Annotated in this window: 5 protein-coding genes and 1 pseudogene; 2 read left to right on the top strand and 4 right to left on the bottom strand. The window is 69.4% G+C overall.

The genetic code is table 11. From position 1 onward, the window contains the following. Positions 1-946, top strand: a 946-nt coding sequence (locus tag D180_RS15035) for a trehalose-6-phosphate synthase (RefSeq protein ID WP_017913443.1), incomplete at its 5' end; no start/stop codon positions are given. 465 nt (positions 947-1,411) lie between these two features. Further along, positions 1,412-3,263, top strand: a pseudogene (locus tag D180_RS15030) (methyl-accepting chemotaxis protein). Positions 3,264-3,299: 36 nt separating this feature from the next. Here the strand turns inward: D180_RS15030 and D180_RS15025 are convergent. The 4 genes from D180_RS15025 to D180_RS15010 form a co-directional block, all read right to left on the bottom strand. Beyond that, on the bottom strand, positions 3,300-4,052 hold the full coding sequence (locus D180_RS15025; protein WP_017913440.1) for a hypothetical protein: 753 nt from the start codon (positions 4,050-4,052) through the stop codon (positions 3,300-3,302). A gap of 249 nt (positions 4,053-4,301) precedes the next feature. Continuing rightward, positions 4,302-4,694: a thiol-disulfide oxidoreductase DCC family protein gene (locus D180_RS15020; protein ID WP_051064839.1), complete on the bottom strand. Its 393-nt coding sequence runs from the start codon at positions 4,692-4,694 to the stop codon at positions 4,302-4,304. A 28-nt stretch (positions 4,695-4,722) separates the two neighbouring features. After that, positions 4,723-5,265 carry a DUF4166 domain-containing protein gene (locus tag D180_RS15015; RefSeq protein WP_017913438.1) on the bottom strand — a complete coding sequence of 181 codons (543 nt, stop codon included), beginning with the start codon at positions 5,263-5,265 and terminating at the stop codon, positions 4,723-4,725. Continuing rightward, positions 5,250-5,390 (bottom strand): laccase domain-containing protein (locus tag D180_RS15010; RefSeq protein WP_043091055.1); only part of this gene is annotated, 141 nt, incomplete at its 5' end. The genes D180_RS15015 and D180_RS15010, both read right to left, overlap by 16 nt.

The raw sequence follows: 5,390 nt of genomic DNA, 5'->3' as shown, positions 1-5,390 counted from the left end.
GCGCGGCATCGGCTGCCGCATCGGTTTCTTCCTGCACGTGCCGTTCCCCTCGGCCGACCTGATCCAGGCGCTGCCGGACCACGCGCGGCTGTTCTCCGGCTTCTACGCCTACGACCTGATCGGCTTCCAGACCCGCCGCGACGTCGACCGCTTCCAGGCCTACGTGCGCCTGTTCGGCGGCGGCAAGGTGATCAAGGACGGCGTGCTGGAAGCGCCGGGCGGACGCCGGTTCCGCGCGGCCATGTTCCCGATCGGCATCGACACCGAACTGATCGCGCAGCAGGCGCGCGCGGCGATGTCCAAGCCGGCGGTGCGCGACCTGCGCAGCAGCCTGCGCGATCGCCAGCTGGCGATCGGCGTGGACCGGCTGGACTACTCCAAGGGTCTGCCGGAACGCTTCCTCGGCTTCGAGCGCTACCTGGAACGGCATGCCGACCAGCGCGGCAGCCTCACCTACCTGCAGATCGCGCCGGTCTCGCGCGGCGACGTCACCGAGTACAAGCAGTTGCGCAACCAGCTCGAGCAGATCGCCGGGCACATCAACGGCGGGCATGCCGAGCCGGACTGGACGCCGCTGCGCTACGTCAACCGCAACTTCACCCACGCCACCCTGACCGGTTTCTACCGCGCAGCACAGGTCGGCCTGGTGACGCCGCTGCGCGACGGCATGAACCTGGTGGCCAAGGAGTACGTGGCCGCGCAGGATCCGGAGAATCCCGGCGTGCTGGTGCTGTCGCTGCTGGCCGGCGCCGCCGATGAACTGAAGGAAGCGCTGCTGGTCAATCCGCACGACCTGGACGGCGTGGCCGATGCCATCGCCACCGGTGCGTCGCTGCCCAAGGCCAAGCGCATCGAACGCTGGCAGGCGATGATGGACCACCTGCGCAAGCACGACATCAACGCATGGCGCCAGCGCTATCTGCAGGCGCTGGAGAGCGTGCGCTAGCCCCGGCACGCGCGTTGCACGACGCGGCGCGCGCAGCGCCAGCGCACTGTGCGATCCTGCCTTGCAGGCCATGCGCCATCCGCCATGGCGCGGCATGACGCGGTGTTCCGTGTCCCGTCGCGGCCAGACTAGCTGCCTTGCCTAACATAGTAGCCGCCACGCGCCGCGCCGGCTGATCTGCTTGCCGAGGCCACCGCAGCGCGGTTGCTGCTTCGCGATGCACGCCGCGCTTGCGGCCGCCCGCGCCGCGTCCCAGGCGCGGCCCTGCGTCGATCGCCTGCTGCGCCGCAGCACATCGTCACGCCTTCGGCGCTCCGCCTTAGGCGTTCAGTCCATATAAAGTTTCCGACGAACGGCAGGTGAAGGCGATCAAGCCGGCGCGGTGATATGCCGATACTGGATCACCCCCCACGCGATCGCACCGCCCTCGCGGCGTTGCCCGTTGTTTCCCAGCCGGTGCAGACCATGCCCTCGCCAACTGCCGTTCTCCGCCCCACCGCCTCCTGGCTGCGCCCGCGCTCGGCGCTGCTTGCCCTGTCCCATGTCCTGGTGCTGCTGGCGCTGGCCGGCTATGCGTTGCACGTCGGCCGCACGGTGGGAGCCAACGGATCGGCATTGCCGCGGTTGCTGCCGGCGCTGCTGGTCGCCGTGGCCGCCGCCGCGGCACTGGTGTGGCTCGGCAGACGCAGCGCGCCACGCGCCCTGGAACACGCCACGCAGGCGCTGCAGGCACTGGGCGAAGGCCGCTTCGAGCAGCGTGTGGAGGTGCTCGGGGACACGGCCGAGGTGGCGCTGCTGCGTGCGCTGCAGAACGCACAACAGGCGCTGGCGGCGCGCCAGGCGCAAACCGAAGCCGAACTGCGCCACGGCCGTTTCGTGATCCAGGCGCTGGACGATCTCGACACCATGGTGCGCATCGCCGACGACGATGGCCGCGTGCATTTCGCCAACCGCAAGCTGCTGCAGATGCTGCGCACCATCGAACCGGACGTGCAGCGCTTCCGCCCCGAATTCCGCGCCGAACAGTTCGTCGGCGGCAGCATCGGCGACATCTATCCGGACAGCCAGGCGGCGATCGATCGCATGCGCGCGCTGACCGGCTCCAAGCGCGTGCGCGCGCCGTTCTTCGGCCGCCAGATCGATTTCGTGTACAGCCCGATCGACGATGCCGACGGCCGCCGCCTGGGCACCATCGCGCAATGGGAAGAGGTGACCGCGCAGGTCAACGCCGAACAGGCGTTGGCCACGGTGATCGAGGCGGCCGCGCACGGCGATTTCAGCCAGCGCATCGAGACCGCGGCGATGGACGGCGTCCTCAAGTCGCTGGCCGAGGGCGTCAACCGCATTTCCGATGGGGTGGAGAGCAACCTGGCGCAACTGGCCGGAGCGCTGGCAGCGCTGGCCGAAGGCGACCTCACCCACCGCGTCGACGGCCAGGCGCAGGGCGTGTTCGCGCGCTTGCGCGAGGACACCAACCGCACCGTCGCCAAGCTCACCGAAATCATCGTCGGGATCCAGGAGTCGGCCGACACGATCCGCCGCGCCGCCTCGGAGATCGCCGCAGGCAATACCGACCTGTCCGACCGCACCGAACAGCAGGCGGCGAGCCTGGAGGAGACCGCCAGCTCGATGGAAGAGTTGACCTCGGCGGTGAAGCAGAACGCCGACAACGCGCAGCAGGCCAACGGCCTGGTGCAGAACACCGGCGAGGTCGCCCGTTCCGGCGGCCAGGTGATGGACGAGGTGGTGGCGACGATGCGTGCGATCAGCACGTCCTCGCAGCGCATCGGCGAGATCATCGGCGTGAGACGGCATCGCCTTCCAGACCAACATCCTGGCGCTCAACGCCGCGGTGGAAGCGGCGCGCGCCGGGGAACAGGGCCGCGGGTTCGCCGTGGTCGCCTCGGAGGTGCGGTCGCTGGCGCAGCGCTCGGCCGATGCGGCCAAGGAGATCAAGGACCTGATCGAAGCGTCCACGCGCACCGTCGGCGAAGGCGCCGCGCTGGTCAACCGCGCCGGCGCCACCATGCACGAGATCGTCGGTTCGGTGCAGCGGGTGACCGGCCTGATCGGCGAGATCAGCGCCGCCAGCGGCGAGCAGTCCAGCGGCATCGAACAGGTCAACCGCACCGTGGCGCAACTGGACGAGGTGACCCAACGCAACGCCGCCCTGGTCGAGGAAGCCACCGCCGCCGCGCGCAGCATGGAGGAGCAGGCCGGCGGCCTGGCTGCGGCGGTCGCGGTGTTCCGGATCGAGACGGGACAAGGGCGGCCGGGCGGCAGCAATGTCACCCCACTGCTGCGCCGTACGTACTGAGGCGACGCACGCGACGACCGCCCGCCCCGTCCAGGATCAGGCAAAGCGCATGAATTGCTGGAGCAGGAACTGCAACTGGCTGGCGCGGGTGGGAAACTCGCTCTGAGGAAAGTACCCGGTGTCGGTATTGATCACCGTCACGACGTCATCGCCATTGGGCGCTTGCGAAACGAAGGATTGCTGGGCCTGCCCGAGCAGCATCAATTGCGCCAGCACGTGCGGGTAGTAATCGGCATAGAACCGCTCCACCGCCTCGCGCGTGGCGAAGGCATGACCGGCATGGGCCTTCCTGCTGCGGCCGGTCGCATCGACCACCTTCAACGGCTTGTACACGTTGCCGGTCTTTTGCTTGTCGCCGCCCCACACTGTTCCGGCCAAGGCGCCCTCGTTGACGAAGACGACGGCGTCGTTCAACTCCAGTGGCTGGGCGGTATTCTGCTGGATGATCTCGTCGGTGCGTCGCGCGACCAGTTTCAGGCGTTCGATGCTGGCGGCGATGTCGGCCGCGCTTGCGCCGAGTTCGCGATACAGCGCCACATTCTGGATGTTCTGCGCGAAGGTGTCGTCCCGGTCCCAGTCGCCCGCATAGAGCCCCACCACGCGCGTCGGCCTTTCGTAGATGGCGAAACCGGATCGATGCAACGGACGCAAGCGGATGAACGGGCCCGTTCCGCTCATGTAGTAGGTACTGGGCAGCTGCTCGCCGACGAATCTGTAGTTCTTGATATCGATCGTGCCGAACACGCGATTGCTTGGATCGATCAGCCGCGCAGGCGTAGGACTGGGCATAGCGGAACTCCTCTCGGGCGGGTGTGGGAGCGTGGAAACGGGGGGCACCACGGTGCTATCTGCCAAGGAGGCTGACGGACGCCGCTGCCAGCGGCTTGCCAGCAGAAGCAGCAGAGGAATCTCCATCGTTGCCGGTCCGATCGCGTGGGTGGCCCGTCCGTCAAGAACGGCCACCGCAGGCACTTGTGAACCCGTGGCGATGGGCTCGCGCGAGGAAACAGCCGATCAGACGCGCCGCGCGCGTCGTGCTCACTCCAGAAAGCGCGAACGCTGTTGCGGCTCAGGCAGGAAACACTGCGCCGTGGTACCGAACCAGCGATGGCGGTTGCGCGCCAGCACCCGGTAGCCGGCATCGCGCCAGCGCCGCGGCAGCAGGCGCAGCCACGCGACGCTGCGCCACACCCCGCCAAGCCCGGCGATCACCGCGATCGCCGCGTCCGAATCGGTCAAGGCACCGTGCCGTGTCAGCAGCAGGAACGACAGCGGATCGGCCGGATCCAGGCCGTGCTCGCGCAACAGCGCGCTGCCGCGCGGCGACTGCATCGCCGCAAACCGGTAGCGGCCGCGGCGGTCATGGCGCAGCAGGAACCGCACCCAGCGGCTGCACAGCGCGCAGACCCCGTCGAACACGACGATGGCCATGTCCTCCGACGCCGCGGGCGCCGGCGGCTCAGGCCGGCGCAAGCCAGCCCTCGTAGCGGATGAACGGGCCGATCCACGGCAGGCTCACCGCGATCAAGAACGCGTAGCGGCCGTCGCGCTGGTCTTCGCGGCAGTGCACGCCGGCCAGCCAGCGTCGCGGCAGCGGCAGCACGCCGAAGGCCCAGGCGCGCGCCGCGCGCCATTCGATGCCGGCGCCGTCGATCCGCAGGGCGAATTCGAACACCACCGCACCCAGCCGCTCGCGCAGGCGGCCGCGGTGCAGCCACAGCCGCGAGGGCATGGCATGCGTGCCGAAGCGGCGTTCCCAGCGCTCGCCGTGGGCATCGGCGCGAAACACCACCTCCACCGGCGTCGCCGGCCCGGTGCGCGGCAACCGCACCAGCCACGCGCACAGCGGCAACAGCGGGTGGCGGCCGCGCTGGACCATCGCCTGACCGACATAGCGCGACTGCGACGAGGGCGTATGCAGTTCGCGCAGTACCGGCGGCAAGTGCGCGAACGCCGGACCCAGCACCTGCGCGAACAGCGACGGCGTCAGGGCGCGATCCACGCCAGGGTCGCCATGCGCCCGCTGCGGCGGTCGCGCCGATAGGAATAGAAGCGCTGCGCATCGGCGATGGTGCACAGCCCACCACCGTGGATCTGCTCCGGGGCCAGGCCAGCCGCGACCAGGCG

Source organism: Xanthomonas sp. SHU 166, assembly GCF_000364685.1.
In the GTDB taxonomy this organism is placed as follows: domain Bacteria; phylum Pseudomonadota; class Gammaproteobacteria; order Xanthomonadales; family Xanthomonadaceae; genus Xanthomonas_A; species Xanthomonas_A sontii.
This window is presented reverse-complemented; position numbering and strand designations above follow the sequence as displayed.